The sequence below is a fragment of the Pimelobacter simplex genome (assembly GCF_024662235.1).
Classification (GTDB): Bacteria; Actinomycetota; Actinomycetes; order Propionibacteriales; family Nocardioidaceae; genus Nocardioides.
Map to the genome: position 1 here is coordinate 3,416,643 of NZ_CP096276.1, position 19,865 is coordinate 3,436,507.

Below are 19,865 nucleotides of genomic sequence, written 5' to 3' on the forward strand. Positions count from 1 at the left end.
TGCGACCTCGGCGGCAGGCGGCTCAGGTGAGGTCGGCCCGCCCCTGGTCCTTCAGCGCGGCCACGACCTTCTTGACCTCCTGAGCCCGGGCCCGCGTGGTGACCAGCAGCGCGTCGGGCGTGTCCACGACCACCACGTCGTCCAACCCGATCACGGCGACCACCCGCCCCGACCCCGGTACGACGATCCCGCTGGCGCCGATCACCTGCGCGAGCGCGGCGTCGCCGAGGACGGTGCAGTCCTCCTCGTCGCCGAGCAGGCCGGCGAGGGAGTCGAAGTCGCCGACGTCGTCCCAGCCGAAGGCGCCCGGGATGGTGACCACGCGGCCGGCGGCAGCGGCCGGTTCGGCGACGGCGTGGTCGATGGCGATGCGGGGCAGCTTGTCCCACAGGTCGGGGAGGCGGGCGGGGTCGGCGGCGATGGCGCGGAGGTTCGCGGCGAAGGTGGGGTCCTGCTCGGCGAGGAGGTCGAGGAGGACGGTGGGGCGCACGACGAACATGCCGGCGTTCCAGCGGTAGTCGCCGGTGGCGAGGTACTCCTCGGCGACCGGGACCGAGGGCTTCTCGACGAACTCGGCGACCTGGCGGGCGGTGGGGTGGCCGGCGAGGGAGTCGCCCTGACGGATGTAGCCGAAGGCGGACGACGGGAAGGTCGGCTCGATGCCGATGGTGACGAGCCAGCCGTCGCGGGCCGCGGCGACGGCCTCGGTGACGGCGCGGCCGAAGCCGTCGGCGTCGGTGATGACGTGGTCGGCGGCGAAGGAGCCCATGACCTCGGCGCCGCGCTGCTCCAGGACGGCGGCGGCGAGGCCGATCGCGGCCATCGAGTCGCGCGCCGACGGCTCGGCGAGGACGGCGTCGGCGGGCAGGTCGCCGAGCTGGGCCCGGACGGCGTCCTGGTGGGCCACGCCGGTGACGACGACGAGGCGGTCCGCGACGAGGGGCGCGAGCCGGTCGTGGGTCTGCTCCAGCAGGGAGCGGCCCGACCCGGTGAGGTCGTGGAGGAACTTCGGGGAGCCCGAGCGGGACAGGGGCCACAGGCGGGTACCGGCGCCGCCGGCGGGAACGACTGCCCAGAAGCCCGGGATCTCGTCAGCGACCATGGGCGGCACCCTATCCTCGGGCTCGTGACCACCTTCGCCGCCGTCCTCGCCCAGCGCCTGCGCCAGGATCCCGGGAAGCCGCTGGTGACCTTCTACGACCACGCCACGGGCGAGCGCGTCGAGCTGTCCACGACCACGTGGGCCAACTGGGTGGCCAAGGCCGGTTCGCTGCTCGTCGACGAGCTCGGGCTCGAGCGCGGCGACCGGATCGCCGTCGACCTGCCGCCGCACTGGCTGGGGACCGTCTTCCTGGGAGCCGCCTGGAGCGCCGGGCTGGCCGTCGTACCGGTGGACGACGGGGGGCTCGCCGCCGTGGTCTGCGGCCCCGACACGCTCGCGCGGTGGGCGCCGGAGGCTGGCGACCTCGTCGTGCTCGCGTGCGCGCTGCTGCCCCTGGGCGTGCGCTTCGCGGAGCCACTGCCGGCCGGCGTGCACGACGTCGGCGTGGAGATCTGGTCCCAGCCGGACGCCTTCACGCCCTGGGACCCGCCCACCCCCGACGACCTGGCGTACGCCGGCCCGGGCGCCGGCGCCGGGCTCGACCAGGCCGCGCTGTGGACGGCGGCGGCCGCCGGCCGGTTGTCCGGCGGCGGCCGCCTGCTGTCGGTCGCCGACCCCGTCACGGAGCCGATGACCTTGAGTGAGCCGCTCGCACTCGGCGGGTCACTCGTCCTGGTCGCCCGGGCCGAACCGCACGAGCTCGAGGCGACTTCCGTCGCCGAGCACGTCACGGCCCGCTTCCCCGCCTAGGCGACCAGGACAAGCCTGGTGTGCGGGACTGCCAGGTCTCCCCTCAGCCCGCCAGGTCGAAGTTCGGCCGGGTGGTGACCAGCAACGGGGTGCCGAGCTTCCCTCCGGACTGGGCGACCAGGTAGATGCCCTTGGTGGTCTTGTTGCGCACGGCCACCAGCTTGGTCGTGGTCCCCGGCATGGTGCCCAGGCCGACCACCCAGTCCCAACTGGCCGCCGCGGTGCTGATGGTCGACGCGGAGACCCAGCCACCGGGGCCGTTGCCGCGGTAGAGCACCAGCGAGCTGCCGTTGCGGACCAGGCTGTCGGGGGCGCCGTCGGCGTCCCACAGGCCCACGCCGATCAGCTGGCTGCCCGGCACCGCGCTGTACGCCGGGTAGCCGGGCGAGACCCCGGTCATCCCGCGGCCGGGGTAGATCCGCATCCGGTCGCCCTTGGGCTGTGCCATGAGATCGGGATAGCCGTCACCGGTCACGTCGCCGACCGACGCGAGCATCGCCAGATTGCGGAACCGCAGGGGCAGGTCGACGCCCGGGTAGAAGGTCGCGCCGCTCTTGCCGCGGAACAGCACCGCGACCCCGTCGGACTTGCGAATGGCCATCACGTCGTTGCGGCCGTCGCGGTCCCAGTCGCCGACCCGCATGACCTGCAGGGCCCAGGGCGCGAAGATGTTGGTCTTGACCCGCCCGGCCGTCCGCCACTCCGTGCCCCGGCGCACGACGTCGAGCAGCATGAGCCGGCCGTTGCTGGCCTTGCGGACGAGCAGGTCGGGATTGGCCGAGCCGACGTAGTTGCCGATCATGTCGCGCCCGGACCAGCCCTTCTGGGCCTTGGCCGCGAGGGTGCGGATGGTGCCGAGCTGGGCGTAGAGGTAGCGGCCCGGGCAGGCGGTCGAGCCCGCGTCGCGGTGGCCGTTGATCGCCTTGAACTTCTTGGTGCCCAGCACCTGGCTGGTCGCCGAGGCGCTCACCCCGTGCAGCGAGAGCTTCCAGGCGAACAGGGCGCCGTAGGCGTTGATCATCGCCGAGCTCGGCTGGGTGATGTCGTAGTTGCCGATCGCCGACATCGCGAACGAGTAGTTGTTGTAGCCGGCCGTGTGCGCGCCGACGACGGGACGGTCGACGCCGCCCGCGCGGCCCTCCCAGATCCGGCCGAAGCGGTCGACGAGGAAGTTGTAGCCGATGTCGGCCCAGCCCCGCGAGCGCACGTGGTAGCTGTAGATGCCGCGGATGATCCCCGGGACCTGGCTCTTGGTGTAGTTGTTCGCGTTGACCGTGTGGTGCACGAAGCCGGCCCGCACCTCGTAGTACTGCGGCGGGCTGCTGTCGCGCAGCCGCTCGTCGGCACCCCACTGGGCGCGCGAGAAGATCTGCGGCTTCGGCGTGTACGTCGCGGCCTGGAGCTCGATCGCGCCGTCACCGTCGCCACCGGTGCCCGGGGTCTCGGGCGTGCCGGGGGTGTCGCCGGCGAGGCGCGCGGTGTCGATCGCGGGCTTCTCCTGGGCGGTCGCGGTCGGCGTACCGGGGTCGATGACGGCGAGCTTCATGTCCGCCGGGGCGGCCTTGGCGGTGGTCACCTTGACCTGGACCTGGTCGACGTCGCCGACCAGGACGGCGTCGGTGCCCGGCCGGGTGCCCCGGCCCTCGGCGCTGCGCGGGTCGGGACCGTGCTCGTCGTGGTACTCCGCCGCCGTCCAGCCGCTCCACGCGCCGCTGCCGTTGCGGGTGCGGACCTTGACCTTGATCGCGTCGTCGGCGACCGCGACGCCGTGCGCCCAGGTCACGCCGACGGTGCCGTAGCCCGAGACCGGCAGGGCGCCACTGGTCACCGTGGACCCGCCACCGGTGCGCGCCGCCGTGGTCGCCCGCAGCGCCACCCGGCCGCGGACCGCCGACGCCGCGGGCGGCGTCAGGGCGTACTCCTCGACGTCCGGGTCCACCTCGCCGGTCGGCACGTTCGCCGACTGCAGGGCGACCTCCGCCTCGGCGGTCCGCGCCCCGGCCGTGGCGCCGGTGCCGGTGCCGCCGGCGGGCTGTGCCGGGCGGACGTCCATGGTCACGGTGCGCGCCGCCGGCGTCAGCACGGCCACGACGACCGCGAGCGCGAACAGCTGCTGGCAGAGCGTCACGAACCGCCCTCGGCGGGTGCGCTCAGGGATCTCCGTGGGGTACGGCGACATGATCAAGCTCCAGACGTGTGTGGCGGGGAAGGAGTCACACGAGTAGCAACTTTCACATGCGTCACAGGAGTCTGGGAAGGTCTCGTGAGTAACTACAACGCTGTAATTTCCACTCGACACGCCGATCGTTGCCAGATTTCTCATCGGCCCTCCCCCGCCCGTGCTGAAGCACGGCGGCGACCCGTCCTGGGGAACGCCACGAGCGGCGTGCCATGATGCGGACGTCGTCGCCCCTCGACTCTCGGGAGTCCCCATGTCACGCCCCCTGCGCACCGCCCTCGCCCTCGTCGTCGCGACGGTCGCCGTCGCCACCGCGGCAGGCACCGCCCCGGCGTACGCCGGCAGCCAGAGCGCCCGGGACCAGGCCCGCGACGTCCGCAAGGTCGCCGACGAGGGCGACCGCGGTACGCCGGCCCGCGGTGACGCCGCCCGCGACCTGCTCTCCGCGGACGCCCGCTTCGCCAAGAAGCGGCTCGTCATCTCGGTCCGCTTCCGCGACCTGCGGCCCACCGGCTACGCGCTGCTCACCGACGTGCGCACCCCCACGGGCCGCTACCGCGTCACGTACGACGCCCAGGGCTCACGCCCGTTCGTCGCCGTCACCACCGTCGGCGGCGCCACCACCTCGTGCCGCACCACGACCGTGCGCGCCAAGCTGCGCACCGACCGGGTGCGCGTGGTCCTCCCCCGCGTCTGCATCGGCGGCGGCAAGGCGACCTGGGTCAAGTACGGCGCCCTGGCGCTCCAGGAGCGCGCCGACGGCCGCTTCAACGTCGACGACCTGCGCCGCGCCGGCAAGGTCGACGTGTCGCGGACCGGCATCAAGCTCGGCCCCCGCCTCCGCTACAACTGAGCCGGGCCCGGCCGCCTGCCGCACCCGCAGCCTGCGCCCACGGTCTGGCCGCCGAGCAACCCCGCACCGCGGGGAGGTCGACTGCGCGCGCGGCAGCGCGCCGAGAGCCGCCACCGGGCAGCTTGCTGCCTCACCGAGCAGGCGAGGACGCGCTCGCGCCGGACAGCTCAGATGTCGTTGCCGAGCTCCTCGTCAGCCAGCTCGTCCTGGTCATCCGGCTCGTCGTAGTGCAGGTACTTGATGCCGCCCTCGGGGTCACCGTCGTAGGCGAGCCGACCCTGCTCCAGGACGATGACCCGGTCGCACATCTTCTGCACCGAGGCGGCCGCGTGACTGACGTAGAAGAGGGTGCGCCCGCTGTCGCGAACCTCCTTCATCTTGCGCATGCACTTGGTGCGGAACGGCTTGTCACCGACGGCGAGCACCTCGTCGGCCAGGAAGATGTCGGAGTCGACGTGGATGGCGATCGCGAAACCCAGGCGCGCCTTCTGCCCCGACGAGTAGTGCCCGACGGGTCCGTCGAGGGTCGGGCCGAGCTCGGCGAAGTCGACGATGGAGTCGAACTTGCGGCGGACCTCGGCCTCGCTCATGCCCAGGATCGCCGCGTTCAGGTAGAGGTTCTCGCGGCCGGAGAGCTGGTTGTGGAAGCCGGCCCCGGTGGCGATCAGGCCGGCGATCCGGCCCCGGGTGAGGATCTGGCCCTCGTCGGGGCGCATGACGCCGTTGATCATCTTGAGCAGGGTGCTCTTGCCGGAGCCGTTGAGGCCCATGATGCCGATGGACTCGCCCTGCTCGACGGTGAAGGAGACGTCGTCGACGGCCTTGAAGGTCTGTCCGGTCGCGCGACCCTTGACCTTGGCGACCGTGACCTCCTTGAAGGTCCGGTGGTAGCGGAGGGTGAAGAACTTGGTGGCGTTCTCCACCACGATCGAGGTCGCCATGTCAGAGTCGCTCCGGGATCTTGTTCTCGAGCCGGCTGAAGACAAGCTGCGAGATCACGAGCAGCACCATGCTGGCGAGCAACGCGAGCACGCCGACCAGCATCAGGTTGTCCGGCATGATTCCGGTCGCCGAGCGCTCCTTCGGCGTGAGCGTGCCGGTCCAGAAGGCCCGCTGGAAGAGAAGGACCGCATCGGCGATCGGGTTGAGCAGGAAGTACTGCGCCGCCGAACCGAACTTCTCGTGGACCATCGAGTACGGGTACATCATCGTCACGCCGAAGCGGACGAAGTTGTTGAAGATGCTCACCGCGTTGCCGAAGTCGCTGAAGAAGACGTTCGCCGCACTGAACATCAGCGCCCCAGCGGTGCCGAGCGTGCCGATGATCGCCAGGGCCAGCACGAGCGCTGCCAGACCCTCCGCGTCAGGCCGCCAGCCCAGCAGGGCAGCAGCGACGCCGAGGATCACGATCTGCGGAATGACGTGGTAGAGCGAGACGAGCATCGTCGCGACGGGGAACATCTCGCGTGGCATGGCCATCTTGACCACGAGGGCGCGGTTGCGCACGATCGAGCGGGTGCCCGCGCCGAAGGTCTCGTTGAAGAAGTGGACGATGATGAGCGCCGCGAACAGGTGGATCGGGAAGTTCGGGACTCCGCGGTGCTGGCCCAGGATCACGCCGATCACGAACCAGTAGATGAAGAACTGGCTCAGCGGGTTGATGTAGGACCAGAGCAGCCCCAGGAACGAGCCCTGGTACCGCGCGCTGATCTCGCGCTGCACGAGCAGCTTGAGCAGGTAGCGGCGGTGGAAGACCGCGAACAGTCCGTTGTCCGCGGACGGCGGCCGCAGCGGCGGCAGGTCCTCCTCGGCGGTGGGCACCTTCTCGGCGGCCTCAGTCATCGGCACCTCCGTCGGTCCAGGGGGCGAAGGTCTTCTCCCAGGTCTCGGGCGAGGTGATGTCGCCGAGTGCGGCCCGGTACTGCTGGGCCAGGTCGTCCCACTCGCGACGGTAGCGCGCGTGGATGGCGACGGTGCGCTTGACCAGGTCCTTGAACCGCTCGTTGTCGCGGACGTAGAGCGCGGCCGAGGCGCCGTCGTTCATCGACACGACGGCCGAGTCGAACGACGCGAGCCGGTACCACTTGGCGTCCATCGCGCGGATCTCGACCTCGGGGTGCTCGCGGGAGAGGCGACGCGGCTTCTTCAGGTGCCGGATGGGCGCCAGGCCGGCGGTGATCAGCTGCGACTTGCGGCTGGGGACCTCGGTGAGGTCCTTGCCCTTGCGCGGCGGCTTCTCGCGACGGATCGGCGGGAAGTCGGCGTTGTCGGCGTGCAGCTGGGCGTCGGTGAACTGCTTGCGGAAGGCGTTGACCTCGCCCAGGCGGGTGGCGAGCATCCCGTGCAGCGCGTGCGGCCCGGCAAGCACGTCCTCGAGCGCCATCAGCCGCAGCTCGGCGGTGGAGTACTGCATGGAGACCAGGTGCGCGAGCTGGTGGTTGATGCTCTCGCGGATCATCCGCCCGCCCCGCGGGTACGTCGAGTGGAGCAGCGCCGCGACGAAGCGGTTGCGGAGGTGGAAGTAGGCCTGCCAGTCGACGGCGTCGTTCTTGTCGCTCCACGGCACGTGCCACACGGCCGCGCCCGGGAAGGTCACCGTCGGGTAGCCGGCCGCCTTGGCGCGCAGGCCGTACTCGGAGTCGTCCCACTTGATGAAGAGGGGCAGCGAGAGGCCGATCTCCTCGATCACCTGGCGCGGGATCAGGCACATGAACCAGCCGTTGAAGTCGACGTCGACGCGCTTGTGCAGCCACCGCGCGGAGCGCAGGTTGCGGGCGCCGAAGTCCCAGTCGTTGTAGCTGTCGAGCGGCGACATCCACCAGAACCGCCACGGCTGGACGATCTCGCCGAAGCTGTGCAGCCGGCTCTTGGCGAAGAGGCTGAACATGTGGCCGCCGACGATCGTGGGCCGGCGGGCCAGGTCGCCGAAGGTGACCGCGCGGATGATGCCCTCGGGCTCGCAGACGACGTCGTCGTCCATCATCATCGCGTAGGTCGCGGTGCCCTTGCGGACCGACTCGAGCTGGCCGCGGGCGTAGCCGCCGGAGCCGCCGAGGTTGCCCTGCTCGATGACCCGTAGCTTGTCCCCCAGCGCGTCCTGCGCGGCCGGGAAGAACTCGCTGCCGGTGACCGGCTGGGTGCCCTGCTCCATCACGAAGACCGTGTCGAGGTACGGCGCGAGCTCGGCCGTGCCCAGCTGGCCGAGCAGCTCGGCGCAGAAGTCGGGACGGTTCATGGTGGTGATCGCGAGGTCGACGGTGCCGTGCGCGGCGCGATCGGCGGGGACCTCGGCGCTCCACTCGGCCGACTCGACGGTGACGTCGCCGTGGCCGGCCACGATGTCGTACCAGTACCAGCCGCCGTCGACGAACGGGCCGAGCGTGAGGTCGAAGCTCAGCGTGGTCGGGCCCTCGGCCGCGACGACGGTGCTGTCGACCTTCTGCTGGCGGCCGTTGGCCATCGACTTGTTGACGATGACCGTCGCCCCGGCACCGCGGACGGTGATGTCGAGCCGGACGGCGTCGACCACGGTCCAGCGCCGCCAGTAGCTGGCCGGGAAGGCGTTGAAGTAGGTGCCGAAGGAGAGCTTCTCGCCCGAGGGGACCTGGACCGCGGTGCGCGAGAGCAGCTGGTCGGGCCGGACGCCGCGGCCGCTGGAGGTCTTCTGGCGGATCGAGGCGTTGTTGAGCTCCTTGGCCGCGCGCGAGCCGCCGACGACGTACTTGTCCTCGTCGAGGGTGGCCTCGTCGGGGTCGAGGTAGAGCGGCAGCACGTCGACGTCGCTGTCGACGGGCAGGATCTGGCGCTGGAGCAGCCGGCGCACGGTCGCGGTCTCGCTCATGCGTCCACCCCGCCGCTCTTGAGCTCGGCGCCGTCGGCGAAGTGCGGGCGCAGCGTGTTGTCGTACATCGAGAGCGCCGAGGCGATCGCCATGTGCATGTCGAGGTACTTGTAGGTGCCCAGGCGGCCTCCGAAGAGGACCATCGGCTCGCGCTCGGCGAGGTCGCGGTACTTGAGCAGCTTCTCGCGGTCCTCCGCGGTGTTGACCGGGTAGTACGGCTCGTCGGTCTCCTCGGCGAAGCGGCTGTACTCGCGGACGATGACGGTCTTGCCCTCGGGGTAGGTCCGCTCGGGGTGGAAGTGCTTGAACTCGTGGATCCGGGTGAAGTCGACGTCCGGGTCGGGGTAGTTCATCACCGAGCAGCCCTGGAAGTCGTCGACCTCGAGGACCTCGGGGACCAGGTCGACGGTGCGCCACGACAGCCGGCCCTCGGAGTTGCCGAAGTACTCGTCGACCGGACCGGTGTAGACGATCGGGACCTTGCCCTTGAACCGGTCGGCGACGTCGTCGGCGAGGAAGTCGGTCTCGAGCACGACCTCGATCTTGGGGTGGTCGGCCATCTTGGCCAGCCAGGCGGCGTAGCCGTCGGTGGGCAGGCCCTCGTACTTGTCGTTGAAGTAGCGGTTGTCGTAGTTGTAGCGCACCGGGAGCCGGCTGATGATGTCGGCCGAGAGCTCCTCGGGCGAGGTCTGCCACTGCTTGGCGGTGTAGTGCGCGATGAACGCCTCGTAGAGCGGGCGGCCGATGAGGGAGACGCCCTTCTCGACGAAGTTCTCCGGCTCCTTGTCCCCCAGCTCGCTCGCCTGCTCCTTGATCAGGGCCCGCGCCTGCGCCGGCGTGTACGCCGCGTCGAAGAACTGGTTGATCGTGCCGAGGTTGATCGGCAGCGGGTAGACCTGCTGGTTGTGCGTCGAGTAGACCCGGTGCTGGTAGCCGGTGAACGACGTGAACCGGTTGACGTACTCCCACACCCGCTCGTTGCTCGTGTGGAACAGGTGCGCGCCGTACTTGTGCACCTCGATACCGGTCTCGGGCTCGGGCTCGCTGTAGGCGTTGCCGCCCAGGTGGGAGCGGCGCTCGATGACCAGGACCTGGAGCCCGAGGTCGTTGGCGCAGCGCTCGGCGATGGTCAGGCCGAAGAAGCCGGAGCCGACGACGACGAGGTCGGGGTTCGACGAGGGGAAAGACACGATCCGTGAGTCTACGGAATGCACCATCCCTTCCCCATTCGGGCGCGCTGTGCGCCACGGGGGGAGGTGACGAATATCCTGTTCTGGTGTATCGACACCAGGAGGGGCGCCGCGGCGCCCCGTCGTTCGCTCTGGCATGGCTCGCCGGGCTCGGTCTCGCGGTCCTGACCGTCGTCTTCTCCCAGGTCGAGGGCATCCCCATCCGGGATCCCGACAGCCTGGTCCCGGGCTACATCCGGTTTCCCGCGATCGTGCTCGGCGCGATCGCCCTCGACGTGGTCCCCCGCACGCTGTGGGCGGTGGGCCGCCCGAGCGCCGGCTGGGCCGGCCGGGTCCGGAGCACGTTCAAGACGGTCGTCAAGGAGCGCTGGCCCCTCGCGCACTGGAAGTTCGCGCTCAACGGCGTGATCGCGTGGTACCTCTGCTACGCCGCCTTCCGCAACGTCAAGAGCATGGCGCCGTTCGTCCACGAGCGGGAGTTCGACTCCCAGCTGGCCGACCTGGACAAGTTCCTCTTCGCCGGCCACGACCCGGCCGCCGTCCTGCACGCCTGGTTCGGCACCGGGCTCGCCGCGCACTTCTTCTCGTCGGTCTACATCGTGTGGATCGCGCTGGTCCCGGTCTCCATCGCGATCGCCCTGGTCTGGACCAGGCAGACCCGTGCCGGTGAGTGGTACGTCACGGCGGTCGCCGTCGACTGGGCGCTCGGCGCGGTGCTCTACGTGCTGGTGCCGACCGTCGGCCCGATCTACTCCGACCGGGGCACCTTCGCGGCGCTGCCGGACACGTACGTGAGCAAGCTCGCCAACGCGATGTGGGACGACCGGGTGGCCACCCTCGGCAGCCACGGCGAGTCGGGCCTCCAGACGATCGCCGCGTTCGCCTCGCTGCACGTCGGGATCATGATGACGATCTGCCTCATCGTGCAGCTGGTCAAGCTGGCCCGGTGGGTGCGGATCAGCGCCTGGACCTTCTTCGGCCTGACCGTGCTCTCGACGGTCTACCTGGGCTGGCACTTCTTCGTCGACGTGATCGCCGGAGCCGCGCTGGGCGCGTTCGCGGTCTGGATCGCGGGCATCGCCACCGGCAACCGGGTGGGCCTGCGCGCCCGGCTGGTGCCGGACCCGGTCAGCGTGCCGGCGGGGTCCGCATCCCCCGAGCATCCCGGAGCGCTCGCGACACGTTCCGCGCCTCTGCCCGACCACCCCGCAGCGGACTGAGGACGACGACCGCCAGCGTGACCAGCCACGGCTTGAGGCGCACGAGCGCGTTCTCGCCGTACCGGAAGTGCACCGCGAACAGGTTGCGGTACATGTAGTAGCCCTTCCAGCCGGCCAGGTCGTGCTGCTGGTCGAAGTCCAGCTGGCGCACCAGGACGGCGTCGCGCACGGCGCGGATCGTGAAGCCGGCCCGCCGGGCGCGGATGGCGAAGTCCACGTCGTCGTAGAAGATGAAGTACGACGCGTCGGGCAGCCCGATCCGGTCGATCACCGCGCGCCGGACCAGGAAGCCCTCGAAGGCGACGTTCTCGACCTCGACCGTCGCGGGCATCTGCGCCCGCGTGGCGTACGTCGAGTCGATGCTGGCCGTCTTGGGCCGGATCGCCAGCGGGTTGCGCAGGTCGAAGCGGAGCGCGGCCTTCTCGACCAGCGCGCCGGAGCGGTCCTCGCGGACCGCGATCAGGCAGGAGCCGTCGACCTCGAGCAGCCGGGTCAGGCAGTCGGGCGCGGGGACGACGTCGTCGTCCATCAGCCACATGACGTCGTAGCCCCGCTCGTAGGCGGTCTGGAGCCCGAGCCGGAAGCCCCCGGCACCGCCGAGGTTGTCGGTGGTGTGGATCGCGACGAGGCCCGGCAGCGTGCTGCGCTCCAGCACCTCGCGGGTGTGGTCGCTGCTCGCGTTGTCGACCACGACGACCGCGTCGGCGGGGCGGTCGAGCCCGGCCAGGCCCTCGAGCATGCGCTCGAGCAGGTCCGCCCGGTTGTAGGTGACGACGACGACGGCGACCTTCTCGCTGGCGGCGCTCACCGCAGGTACCTCCGGTGGCCGGTGAAGTCGCCGCGCAGCCCGGCGACGGCGGCCCGCGCGCTGAGCGGGATCCGGGCCGGCCGGGGCTTGGTGAACAGGTAGAACCACACCGTCTTGAGCCAGAACAGCAGCACGTGCACCCAGCCGCGGTAGGCACGCAGGTTGAGCGTGTTGTTGCGGGCCATGCAGTAGTGCTTGAGGTCGCTCGGCGTGTGGTTGTAGGTCGTGCGCCCGAACATCATCGGCGTCCCGAGGTCGTCGGTGGCCGGGTGCAGGAAGTGGGCCTCGACGACCGTGGCGATCCCGGCACCGGCGGCCTGGGCCCGCCAGAGGTACTCCACGTCGTCGCCCCAGATGAAGAACTCCTCGCGCGGCAGGCCGATCCGCTCGACCAGGTCGCGGGTCACGAGCACCCCGTTGAACGGGATGACGACGTCGTCGATCAGGCCGTCCTGGGCCGCCGCCTCGACGGCCGCCATCTCGTGCACCACGCGGGTGCCGCCGGGCAGCCGGATCGGGAAGCACAGCCGGGACGGGTCCTGCTCGGCGAGGACGGCCGGGCCGCAGAAGTCGAGGCCGTCGCGCTGCTGCCGTTCGAGGAGCAGGTCGAGGCAGTCCGGGGCGGGCAGCCCGTCGTCGTCCATCAGCCAGACCAGGTCCGCGCCCTCGCGCACCGCCCAGCCCAGGCCGTGGTGGAAGCCGCCGGCACCGCCGGTGTTGGTGGCCAGCGTCTCGTGCACCACGAGCGGGTCGTCGAGGGTGGCCAGCCACTCCCCCGTGCCGTCGGTCGAGGCGTTGTCGACAACGAGGATCCGGTCGAGCCCCGGGGTCTCGCGCAGGCGCGGGACGAGTCGCTGCAGCATCGCCAACCGGTTGAAGGTCACCACGACGGCCTGCACACGCACGGAGCAGACCCTATCCTCGGGCCATGCCGGACACCGACGACGCACCCCGGCTCTCGGACATCGGGGGCTACGGCCGCTTCCTCCTGCGCTCCATGTCCCAGCGGGCGCGGGCTGCGGACCAGCCGACCTTCCGCGCCGTGGTGGGCGACCACCTCGGCGTACCGACCGACGGGCTGGCGGTGGTCCGCGAGGAGTGGCCGTCGTACGAGCACGTCAACGTGCAGGCCGCCCTCGACGCGGTGCTCGCCGAGGACCCGGGCGCCCCGGTGCTCGGGATGACCGGGCACCGGCACCACGGCCCCTTCGGGCTCGCCGAGCTGATCGGCGACGACCCGCACCAGGCGCAGTACGGGCCGCGCCCGGGCAACCTCACCCGGACCGCGCTGCCCAGCGGACCCGGCGGCGCCACCCGGGAGTGCCTCCAGGCGGCGGTCCTCCTGCTCGGCAGCGGTACGACGGCGTGCGCGCTCCTGGTGCTCGGGCCCGACGACGAGAGCGGCCGCCGTCAGCTCAGCGTCGAGCTCGTCGCCGCGGACCCGGCCCACGCCGAGGCCCTCGGCCGGCGGCTGCGCGAGGAGGCGCTGGCCCGCAACGTCTACCGCGGCCAGGTCGTCTCGTTCGGCGCCAGCATGTTCGGCGAGCGCGGCTCGCTGCTGCGCTTCCACGAGCGCCCCACGATGACGGCCGACGAGCTCGTGCTGCCCGCGGCGACCTTCGCCGACCTGCGCCGCCAGGTGGTCGGCGTGGCCCGCAACAGCGCCCGGCTCCGGGCGGCGGGCCAGCACCTCAAGCGCGGGCTGCTGCTCTACGGACCGCCGGGCGTCGGCAAGACCCACTCGGTGCGCTACCTGATCAGCGAGCTGACCGACACCACCGTCGTCGAGCTGACCGGCGACACGCTGCCCGCGATCCGCGAGGCCTGCTCGATCGCCCGGGCGCTCCAGCCCGCGATGATCGTGGTCGAGGACGTCGACCTCGTCGCCGAGGAGCGCAGCCACTACGGCGGTGAGACCCCGCTGCTGTTCACCCTGCTCAACGAGATGGACGGTCTCGACGAGGACGCCGACGTCGTCTTCCTGCTCACCACCAACCGGGCCGACCTGCTCGAGCCCGCGCTCGCCTCACGGCCCGGCCGGGTCGACCAGGCCGTGCACATCGACCTGCCCGACCGGGAGTCGCGGCGCCGGCTGGTCGAGCTCTACCGCGGCGGTCTCGACCTCGACCTGAGCCGGCTCGACGACGTCCTCGACCGCACCGACCAGGTCACCGCGTCGTTCCTCAAGGAGCTGCTGCGCCGCGCGGCCGTGGTCGCCGCCGAGCGCACCCCGGCCGAGGACGGACCGCTGCGCGTGGCCGCCGACGACCTCGACAGCGCGCTGGCCGACCTGCTCGACACCCGCAACCAGATGACCCGGGCGGTGCTGGGCTTCGGGGGCGGCGCGCCTCGCGACGGCTCCTCGCCCGAGGACGACTCCTCGCTCGACGACGACTAGAGGTCGGCGAGGTCGTCGGGCACCAGGAGCCCGTCGGGGTCCAGGCGCGGCGGCACGTTGGCGAGCGCCACCTGGACCAGCGCGGTGCGGGCCTTGACCACCACCGCGCGCTTGAGCCGGCCGAGCTCGTCGCCGACCAGGGAGACCACGACCTCCTCGACCTGGGCGTCGGTGTAGGTCGGCCGGGTGCCGGGCGCGACGTCGACGTCGGGCAGCGCGATGAGGACCGGCAGGATCTGGTTGCCGAGCGCGTCGAGCACCTGGAAGCGCTGGTAGCGGTCCATCTCGTCCCACACGGTGTCGATGTCGACCCCGCGCTTGCGGACCTTGCGGTCGGCGGCCACGACCTGCTTGGCCGCGCCGGTCAGGGCCGCGGTGAGCTCGTGCTCGGTGAATCGCATGGCCCCAGGGTAGGTGGCGTGCGTCGCACCACTACCGTGGCACCCGTGGACACCGCTGCTGTGCTGAGGCTCCTCCAGGACGTCGCCGCGGAGGTGATCACCCCCCGGTTCCGCCAGCTCCGCGACGACCAGGTCAGCGAGAAGAACCCCGGCGACCTCGTCACCGTGGCCGACCACGAGTCCGAGGTGCTCATCACCGCGGCCCTCCAGGCGGCGTACCCCGAGGCGCTGGTGCTCGGCGAGGAGGCGATGGCCGCCGACCAGACGCTGCTCGACCGGTTCGCCGACGCCGAGCACGCCTTCACCGTCGACCCGGTCGACGGCACCAAGAACTTCGTCAACGGCTCCCCCGACCACGCCGTGATGGTCGCCGAGGTCCGCGGCGGCGAGGTCACCCGGGGCTGGATCTGGCAGCCGCAGCACGAGACGTCGTACGTCGCGGAGCGGGGCGCGGGCGCCTGGCGCAACGGCGAGCGGCTCACCGTCGCCACCGGCGCTACGGCGCCCTACCGCACCGCCCGGCGGACCTGGGTCGGCCGCGACCTGGCCGGGCTCGGCACCCTGCAGCTGACCTGGGCCTGCTGCGGCGTGGACTACCCGCACCTGATCGACGGCGACGCCGCGGCGCTGCTCTACAACCGCAGCATGCCGTGGGACCACCTGCCCGGCTCGCTCATCCTCACCGAGGCCGGCGGCGCCGTCGGCCGCCACGACGGGACGCCGCTGACCCCGCGCCGGCTCGACGGCGGGATCGTCGCGGCGCCCGACCGGGCGACGTACGACGCGGTGGTGGCCTCGCTGGCCGACCCGCACTCGCTGCAGTAGGCCGGGCCGCTCAGCAGGCGGCGGCGACGTCGTCGCTCTGGTTGGCCGCGTAGCCGTCGTTGCGCGAGCCCAGCGAGCCGCCGGTGACCTTCTGGCCGCCGGCCTTCTTCTTCTTGGCCGTGGCGGGCTTGTGCTTGCCCTCGGCCTGGTCGATGGCGTCGGAGATCATCGCGCGGACCTTGGCGATGTCCGGCTTGGCGGTGTTGATCTGCGGCGGGACGAGCGAGACGCTCGAGACCTTCTGGTCCTTGGCGCGCAGGCCGAGCTGGGCGAAGTCGCCGAGCGCGCCACCGGGGATGTCGGTCTTGATCATCGCCGTGGAGGCCTTGGCGATCTCCTGGAAGTTGACCAGCGCCTGCTGCGGGCTGAGCTGGGTGAGCATCGCGCTGAGGACGCACTTCTGGCGGGCCATCCGCGAGTAGTCGTCGGAGCCCTCGCGCGCGCGGGCGAACCAGAGCGCGTCGTGGCCGTCGAGCTTGCGCTTGCCGGGCTCGATGTAGCCGGTGACGTCCTTGCCGAGGCCGCCGACCGGGATCCGGTCGCGGACGTTGAGGGTGACTCCGCCGAAGGCGTCGACGAGGCGCTCGAAGCCGCGCAGGTTGACCATCACCCAGTAGTTCATCCGCAGCCCGGTGATGCCCTCGACCGCCTGGACGGTGGCGTCGATCGTCGGGTGCTCCGAGCCCTTGAACAGGTTCTTGTGGTCGCCGGCCCAGGTGCCGACGCCGTTGAGGTAGCAGCCGTCGCAGCTGTAGCCGTCGGGGAACTGCTTGGCCATGACGCTGCCCTTGCGGAACGGGAAGTTCTGCATGTTGCGGGGCAGGCCGATCATCACCGTGCGGCCGGTCTGGGCGTCGATCGAGGCGACGGTCATCGAGTCCGGGCGCAGGCCCCAGCGGTCGGTGCCGGAGTCGCCGCCGATGAGCAGCACGTTGTAGCGCCCGTCGTGGGCCGCGCCGAGGTCGCCGCTGGTGAACATGGTCAGGAAGTCGCGCTGGACGGCGGCCAGGTGGGCACCGAAGAGCATCGCGCCGGCCACCGAGAAGCACAGGATGCCGTTGACGCCGACGACCGCGCGGCGGTGCGGCAGGCGCAGGCTGAGCGGCTGGCCCAGCCGCCAGGCATCGACGAAGAGCGCCGCCCAGGCGACCGCGCCGATGATGAGGTAGAGCCGGATGACGAGCATCGCAGTCGGGTTGAGCGCGAGGTCGAGCCCGAAGCCGGGGTTGACGTAGGTCCAGCCGCCGACCACGAGGACGGTGAGGAGCGAGCCCAGCCAGACCCGGACCGCGATCCGGCCGATCTGGCGGTTGCCGGCGACGAGCTGTGCCGAGCCCGGTACGACGAGCGTGAAGCCCATCAGCGTCAGCGCCCGCCGGAAGCGCACCCGTGCCGCGCGGTCGTCGACGCCGACCGGGGTCGGCGCCCAGCGCTCGGCCGCGGCCTCGTCGTGCGGAGCCCGCACCCCGTCGTGAGTACGACGGCCGGTACCGCCGGGGCGGCGCCACCGGGCCCGTATCCGCGCGTCGCGACGCTCGCGTCGTCGCGCGTCGGCGGATCCGGGCTGCTGCACCCGACCAGTATCACCAGTCCCACACGTCACTCCGGTCGCGACGCGCCGCGATCGGCCAGGCTCAGGCCGCGACGGCGAGCCCGGCGATCCGGGCGATCTCGTCGACCGAGGCGTTGCCGCCGGTGCACATCACCGCGACGGGGCCCGGCCCCGCGGGCCAGTCCTGCGCGGCCCGGGCGCCGGCGAGCGCGGCGGCGCCGGCTCCCTCGGCGAGCGTGTGCGCGCAGGTGGCGAGCAGCCGGGCCGCCTCGTCGATCTCGGCGTCGTCGACCAGGACGAAGTCGTCGAGCCGGTCGCGGAGCACCTCCTGGGTGCGCGGGTAGCCGGTCGTCGTGGCCAGGCCGGCGGCCCGGGTCGTCGCGGGCGCGGTCTCGATGGTGCCGCTGCGCCACGAGCGCCAGCCGGCCGGCGCCGCGGACGACTGCACGCCGATCACCCGGCAGCCCGGGGCGAGCGCGTCGCGGGCCAGGCAGGCCCCCGCCGCGCCGGTGCCGCTGCCGACGGGGACGAAGACGGCCGCCAGGTCGGGCGCCTGGCCGAAGAGCTCGAGGTAGGCGGTCGCGTGACCCAGCACGATCCGCGGGTCGGTCGGGCAGACGAAGGCCGCGCCGCTCGCGGCCGCGAGACCGCGCGCGTGCTCGGCCGCCTCCCCCAGGCTCGCGCCGACCAGCACGACCTCGGCGCCGAGGGCCCGCACCGCGTCGCGCTTGGACGCGGGGGCATCGGCGGGCATCACGATCGTCGCCCGGACGCCGGCCAGGCGGGCGCCGTACGCGACGGACTGGGCGTGGTTGCCGGTCGAGCAGGTGACCAGGCCGTGGGTGCGCTCCTCGTCGCTGAGCCGGGCGGCGAGGTGGACCCCGCCGCGGACCTTGAAGGCGCCGGTCGGCAGCACGTTCTCGTGCTTGACCAGCACCGCCCGGCCGGCGAGCGCCTGGTCGAGCAGCGGGTGGGCCTGCAGGGGCGTGGCGGGCAGCTCGCGGCCCACGACCTCGGCGGCGGAGAGGACGTCGTCGAAGTGCAGCATGGGTCCATCCTCGGCGGCCGGGCACTCATCGGTCCAATAGTTCTTTTCGAGCGTTTCCATCGATGTCGTCGAACAGTAGGCTGCGCCCATGATCGACCTGCGCCGGCTCGAGGCCCTCGTCGCCGTGCACCGGACCGGTTCGGTCTCGGGTGCCGCGGCAGCGCTGCACTACGGGCAGCCGACCATCTCCCACCACCTGCGCCGGCTCGAGGCCGAGACCGGGGCGGTGCTGCTCCAGCGGGTCGGCCGCGGTGTCCGGCTCACCCCCGAGGGCGCGCTCCTGGCCCGCCGCGGCGAGGAGGTGCTCGGCCTGCTCGCCCGGGCCGAGGCCGAGCTGGCCGCCGCGACCAGCCTGCAGTCGGGACGGGTCCGGCTCGCGGCCTTCCCGTCGGGCGCCGCCACCCTCGTCCCGGGCGCGCTGGCCCTGCTCGCGCAGCGGCACCCGGGGATCCGGCTCGACCTGGTCGAGGCCGAGCCGCCCGAGGCCCACGAGCTGCTGCGGGCCGGCGAGATCGACCTGGCGCTGACGTTCGCCTATCCCGACCAGCCCGAGCCCGACCAGATCAGCGTGGTGCCGGTCGTCGACGACCCCCTCTTCCTGGTCACCCCCGCCGACGCCGCACCGGAGGCCACGCTCGCCGACTACGCCGGCAGCGGCTGGATCACCGGCTGCGAGCGCTGCCGGCGCGAGCTGCTCAGCCTGTGCGCCGAGGCGGGCTTCACGCCCGCGATCGCGTTCGCCAGCGACGACTACGTCGCCGTGCAGTCCCTGGTCGCGACCGGGCTCGGCGTGACCGTGCTGCCCGGCCTCGCGCTGCGCGCCCACCAGCACGCCGGGGTCACCCAGCGCCGCCTCGACGCGCACCGCCGCGTCCAGCTCGCGACGTACGGCGCCCCGCCGCGCCCGGCCGCGGTCGACGCGGTCGCCGCCGCGCGCACCGAGGCGGCCGGCGTCGGCGTCAGCCGTTGACCCGGCCGGCCTCGATCTCCTGACGCCGCGCCAGCCGGTGCGCCCGGCGGATCTCGGCCTCGCGGTGGCGCCGGTGGTCCTCGGTGCTCTCCGGCTCCAGCGCCGGCACCGGACGGCCGCGACCGGCGGCGTCGACCGCGACGAAGACGAAGTAGGCCGAGCCGACGTGGCGCACCTCACCCGCGGCGTCCCAGGGCTCGGTCTCGATCCGGACGCCGATCTCCATCGACGAGGTCCCGACCCAGTTGACCTGGCCGAACGTGCGGATGATGTCGCCCACCCGCACCGGCTCCAGGAACGCCATCTCGTCGAGCGTCGCAGTGACCGCCGGCCCGCCGCTGTGCCGCTGCGCCACGACCCCGGCCGTGGAGTCGGCCAGCTTGACCACCTCGCCGCCGTGGATGTTGCCCAGCAGGTTGGCCTGGGCCCGCGAGGTCAGCGTGGCCAGCTCGATGCGGGAGTACGACGGCGTGCGTGCCGCCACGATTTCGCTCACAGGTGGACGGTAGCGTCCTGAGCATGGCAGGGCGTGACGACGGTTCCGGTGGCGACGACTTCGACTGGATGTACGGCTCCTCCGGCGACCCCGAGCCGACCCGGCGGATCCCGGTCCAGCGGCGCCCCGAGGCCGCCCAGGGCACCCCGCCTCCCCCGCCGCCCCCGCAGCAGGCGACGCGCCGGCTCCCGCCCCCGCAGCAGTACGACGCCCCCGCGCCCCCGGCGGCCCG

At 72.3% G+C, this 19,865-nt stretch carries 18 protein-coding genes; 6 read left to right on the top strand and 12 right to left on the bottom strand.

Annotation, left to right across the window (positions count from 1 at the left end; all coding sequences use genetic code 11):
* Positions 1–22: 22 nt before the first annotated feature.
* Positions 23–1,102 (bottom strand): mannose-1-phosphate guanylyltransferase, encoded by a 1,080-nt coding sequence (locus M0M48_RS16755; protein WP_257752005.1) that lies wholly within the window; start codon positions 1,100–1,102, stop codon positions 23–25.
* A gap of 24 nt (positions 1,103–1,126) precedes the next feature.
* Between M0M48_RS16755 and M0M48_RS16760 the strand changes: the two genes are divergently transcribed.
* Positions 1,127–1,852: a TIGR03089 family protein gene (locus M0M48_RS16760; protein ID WP_257752006.1), complete on the top strand. Its 726-nt coding sequence runs from the start codon at positions 1,127–1,129 to the stop codon at positions 1,850–1,852.
* Between the two features lie 43 nt (positions 1,853–1,895).
* Here M0M48_RS16760 and M0M48_RS16765 read toward each other — a convergent pair whose 3' ends face one another.
* A complete protein-coding gene (locus tag M0M48_RS16765) occupies positions 1,896–3,980 on the bottom strand; it encodes an N-acetylmuramoyl-L-alanine amidase (RefSeq protein ID WP_257752007.1) in 2,085 nt (694 codons plus the stop codon).
* 304 nt (positions 3,981–4,284) lie between these two features.
* Here M0M48_RS16765 and M0M48_RS16770 point away from each other — a divergent pair, with 304 nt between their 5' ends.
* Entirely contained in the window at positions 4,285–4,884 is a 600-nt protein-coding gene (locus tag M0M48_RS16770; RefSeq protein WP_257752008.1) for a hypothetical protein, read from the top strand.
* A 167-nt stretch (positions 4,885–5,051) separates the two neighbouring features.
* Here the strand turns inward: M0M48_RS16770 and M0M48_RS16775 are convergent, their stop codons facing one another.
* The 4 genes from M0M48_RS16775 to glf are packed head-to-tail and all read right to left on the bottom strand — an operon-like array spanning position 5,052 to position 9,915.
* On the bottom strand, positions 5,052–5,825 hold the full coding sequence (locus tag M0M48_RS16775; RefSeq protein ID WP_257752009.1) for an ABC transporter ATP-binding protein: 774 nt from the start codon (positions 5,823–5,825) through the stop codon (positions 5,052–5,054).
* Between the two features lies 1 nt (position 5,826).
* Positions 5,827–6,726 carry an ABC transporter permease gene (locus tag M0M48_RS16780; RefSeq protein ID WP_257752010.1) on the bottom strand — a complete coding sequence of 300 codons (900 nt, stop codon included), beginning with the start codon at positions 6,724–6,726 and terminating at the stop codon, positions 5,827–5,829.
* Positions 6,719–8,725, bottom strand: coding sequence for a glycosyltransferase (locus M0M48_RS16785; protein WP_257752011.1), 2,007 nt, complete (start codon positions 8,723–8,725; stop codon positions 6,719–6,721). The genes M0M48_RS16780 and M0M48_RS16785 overlap by 8 nt, the downstream gene beginning before the upstream one ends.
* Positions 8,722–9,915, bottom strand: coding sequence for a UDP-galactopyranose mutase (gene glf / locus M0M48_RS16790; RefSeq protein ID WP_257752012.1), 1,194 nt, complete (start codon positions 9,913–9,915; stop codon positions 8,722–8,724). The genes M0M48_RS16785 and glf overlap by 4 nt, the downstream gene beginning before the upstream one ends.
* A gap of 86 nt (positions 9,916–10,001) precedes the next feature.
* On the opposite strand from glf, the gene M0M48_RS16795 reads away from it, so the two are divergent.
* A complete protein-coding gene (locus M0M48_RS16795) occupies positions 10,002–11,135 on the top strand; it encodes a phosphatase PAP2 family protein (protein ID WP_215814806.1) in 1,134 nt (377 codons plus the stop codon).
* On the opposite strand, the gene M0M48_RS16800 is transcribed toward M0M48_RS16795, so the two are convergent.
* Complete coding sequence (locus M0M48_RS16800; RefSeq protein ID WP_257752013.1) at positions 11,044–11,943, bottom strand: glycosyltransferase family 2 protein; 900 nt, start codon at positions 11,941–11,943, stop codon at positions 11,044–11,046. The two genes, M0M48_RS16795 and M0M48_RS16800, sit on opposite strands and share 92 nt — an antisense overlap.
* Positions 11,940–12,848, bottom strand: a complete 909-nt coding sequence (locus M0M48_RS16805) for a glycosyltransferase family 2 protein (protein WP_257752014.1) — start codon at positions 12,846–12,848, stop codon at positions 11,940–11,942. Before M0M48_RS16805 ends, M0M48_RS16800 begins: the two co-directional genes overlap by 4 nt.
* 23 nt (positions 12,849–12,871) lie before the next feature.
* Between M0M48_RS16805 and M0M48_RS16810 the strand changes: the two genes are divergently transcribed.
* On the top strand, positions 12,872–14,341 hold the full coding sequence (locus tag M0M48_RS16810) for an ATP-binding protein (protein WP_257752015.1): 1,470 nt from the start codon (positions 12,872–12,874) through the stop codon (positions 14,339–14,341).
* Here the strand turns inward: M0M48_RS16810 and M0M48_RS16815 are convergent.
* On the bottom strand, positions 14,338–14,742 hold the full coding sequence (locus M0M48_RS16815; RefSeq protein ID WP_257752016.1) for a hypothetical protein: 405 nt from the start codon (positions 14,740–14,742) through the stop codon (positions 14,338–14,340). The genes M0M48_RS16810 and M0M48_RS16815 overlap by 4 nt on opposite strands.
* Positions 14,743–14,787: 45 nt before the next feature.
* Between M0M48_RS16815 and M0M48_RS16820 the strand changes: the two genes are divergently transcribed.
* Positions 14,788–15,567 carry an inositol monophosphatase family protein gene (locus M0M48_RS16820; protein ID WP_257752017.1) on the top strand — a complete coding sequence of 260 codons (780 nt, stop codon included), beginning with the start codon at positions 14,788–14,790 and terminating at the stop codon, positions 15,565–15,567.
* A 10-nt stretch (positions 15,568–15,577) separates the two neighbouring features.
* On the opposite strand, the gene M0M48_RS16825 is transcribed toward M0M48_RS16820, so the two are convergent.
* Positions 15,578–17,140, bottom strand: a complete 1,563-nt coding sequence (locus tag M0M48_RS16825) for an LCP family protein (protein ID WP_257752018.1) — start codon at positions 17,138–17,140, stop codon at positions 15,578–15,580.
* Positions 17,141–17,201: 61 nt separating this feature from the next.
* Positions 17,202–18,167 (bottom strand): threonine ammonia-lyase, encoded by a 966-nt coding sequence (locus M0M48_RS16830; RefSeq protein WP_257752019.1) that lies wholly within the window; start codon positions 18,165–18,167, stop codon positions 17,202–17,204.
* Between the two features lie 88 nt (positions 18,168–18,255).
* On the opposite strand from M0M48_RS16830, the gene M0M48_RS16835 reads away from it, so the two are divergent.
* Positions 18,256–19,137, top strand: coding sequence for a LysR family transcriptional regulator (locus M0M48_RS16835; protein WP_257759251.1), 882 nt, complete (start codon positions 18,256–18,258; stop codon positions 19,135–19,137).
* Here M0M48_RS16835 and M0M48_RS16840 read toward each other — a convergent pair.
* On the bottom strand, positions 19,127–19,633 hold the full coding sequence (locus M0M48_RS16840; RefSeq protein WP_257752021.1) for an acyl-CoA thioesterase: 507 nt from the start codon (positions 19,631–19,633) through the stop codon (positions 19,127–19,129). The two genes, M0M48_RS16835 and M0M48_RS16840, sit on opposite strands and share 11 nt — an antisense overlap.
* Positions 19,634–19,865: the final 232 nt, after the last annotated feature.

Bases quoted from the DNA above. Each gene is read 5' to 3' on its own strand.
- M0M48_RS16755 (WP_257752005.1), bottom strand. From the start codon at position 1,102: ATGGTCGCTGACGAGATCCCGGGCTTCTGGGCAGTCGTTCCCGCCGGC.
- M0M48_RS16770 (WP_257752008.1), top strand. From the start codon at position 4,285: ATGTCACGCCCCCTGCGCACCGCCCTCGCCCTCGTCGTCGCGACGGTC.
- M0M48_RS16775 (WP_257752009.1), bottom strand. From the start codon at position 5,825: ATGGCGACCTCGATCGTGGTGGAGAACGCCACCAAGTTCTTCACCCTC.
- M0M48_RS16780 (WP_257752010.1), bottom strand. From the start codon at position 6,726: ATGACTGAGGCCGCCGAGAAGGTGCCCACCGCCGAGGAGGACCTGCCG.
- M0M48_RS16785 (WP_257752011.1), bottom strand. From the start codon at position 8,725: ATGAGCGAGACCGCGACCGTGCGCCGGCTGCTCCAGCGCCAGATCCTG.
- M0M48_RS16810 (WP_257752015.1), top strand. From the start codon at position 12,872: ATGCCGGACACCGACGACGCACCCCGGCTCTCGGACATCGGGGGCTAC.
- M0M48_RS16815 (WP_257752016.1), bottom strand. From the start codon at position 14,742: ATGCGATTCACCGAGCACGAGCTCACCGCGGCCCTGACCGGCGCGGCC.
- M0M48_RS16830 (WP_257752019.1), bottom strand. From the start codon at position 18,167: ATGCTGCACTTCGACGACGTCCTCTCCGCCGCCGAGGTCGTGGGCCGC.
- M0M48_RS16835 (WP_257759251.1), top strand. From the start codon at position 18,256: ATGATCGACCTGCGCCGGCTCGAGGCCCTCGTCGCCGTGCACCGGACC.